The organism is Neobacillus niacini, assembly GCF_019749295.1.
GTDB lineage: Bacteria > Bacillota > Bacilli > Bacillales > Cytobacillaceae > Neobacillus > Neobacillus niacini_D.
The window spans coordinates 1-1,442 of record NZ_JACWFG010000019.1 but is presented as its reverse complement, the minus strand read 5'-3'; the positions used below and the strand labels follow the sequence as shown (position 1 = coordinate 1,442).

The following is a 1,442-nucleotide window of genomic DNA, read 5'->3' as shown; positions in this document are numbered from 1 at the left end:
CTGAGCTGTGATGCCGAGGGAAATATAGTACCGAAGTTCCTGATTCCACACTGCCAAGAAAAGCCTCTAGCGAGATAAAAGGTGCCCGTACCGCAAACCGACACAGGTAGGCGAGGAGAGAATCCTAAGGTGAGCGAGAGAACTCTCGTTAAGGAACTCGGCAAAATGACCCCGTAACTTCGGGAGAAGGGGTGCTTTTTGAGGTGAATAGCCTCGAAGAGCCGCAGTGAATAGGCCCAGGCGACTGTTTAGCAAAAACACAGGTCTCTGCGAAGCCGCAAGGCGAAGTATAGGGGCTGACGCCTGCCCGGTGCTGGAAGGTTAAGAGGAGGGGTTAGCTCACGCGAAGCTCTGAATCGAAGCCCCAGTAAACGGCGGCCGTAACTATAACGGTCCTAAGGTAGCGAAATTCCTTGTCGGGTAAGTTCCGACCCGCACGAAAGGCGTAACGATCTGGGCACTGTCTCAACGAGAGACTCGGTGAAATTATAGTACCTGTGAAGATGCAGGTTACCCGCGACAGGACGGAAAGACCCCGTGGAGCTTTACTGTAGCCTGATATTGAATTTTGGTACAGCTTGTACAGGATAGGTAGGAGCCTGAGAAACCGGAGCGCCAGCTTCGGTGGAGGCGTCGGTGGGATACTACCCTGGCTGTATTGAAATTCTAACCCGCACCCCTGATCGGGGTGGGAGACAGTGTCAGGTGGGCAGTTTGACTGGGGCGGTCGCCTCCTAAAGAGTAACGGAGGCGCCCAAAGGTTCCCTCAGAATGGTTGGAAATCATTCGCAGAGTGTAAAGGCACAAGGGAGCTTGACTGCGAGACCTACAAGTCGAGCAGGGACGAAAGTCGGGCTTAGTGATCCGGTGGTTCCGCATGGAAGGGCCATCGCTCAACGGATAAAAGCTACCCCGGGGATAACAGGCTTATCTCCCCCAAGAGTCCACATCGACGGGGAGGTTTGGCACCTCGATGTCGGCTCATCGCATCCTGGGGCTGTAGTCGGTCCCAAGGGTTGGGCTGTTCGCCCATTAAAGCGGTACGCGAGCTGGGTTCAGAACGTCGTGAGACAGTTCGGTCCCTATCCGTCGTGGGCGCAGGAAATTTGAGAGGAGCTGTCCTTAGTACGAGAGGACCGGGATGGACGCACCGCTGGTGTACCAGTTGTCTTGCCAAAGGCATCGCTGGGTAGCTATGTGCGGACGGGATAAGTGCTGAAAGCATCTAAGCATGAAGCCCCCCTCAAGATGAGATTTCCCATAGCGTCAAGCTAGTAAGAACCCTGAAAGATGATCAGGTTGATAGGTCAGAGGTGGAAGCGTGGTAACATGTGGAGCTGACTGATACTAATCGTTCGAGGACTTAACCAATTTTTAAAGCGAACTCGTTTTACAAACTTCTTCTGAAATTATCTAGTTTTGAGGGAATGAATTTTTTTCAA

Annotated in this window: 1 rRNA gene (running past one end of the window); it reads left to right on the top strand. The window is 52.8% G+C overall.

Going from position 1 to position 1,442, the window contains the following annotated elements:
- Nucleotides 1–1,371: ribosomal RNA gene (locus H0184_RS22875) — 23S ribosomal RNA — on the top strand (it extends 1,517 nt beyond the left edge of the window).
- Nucleotides 1,372–1,442 lie beyond the last annotated feature (71 nt).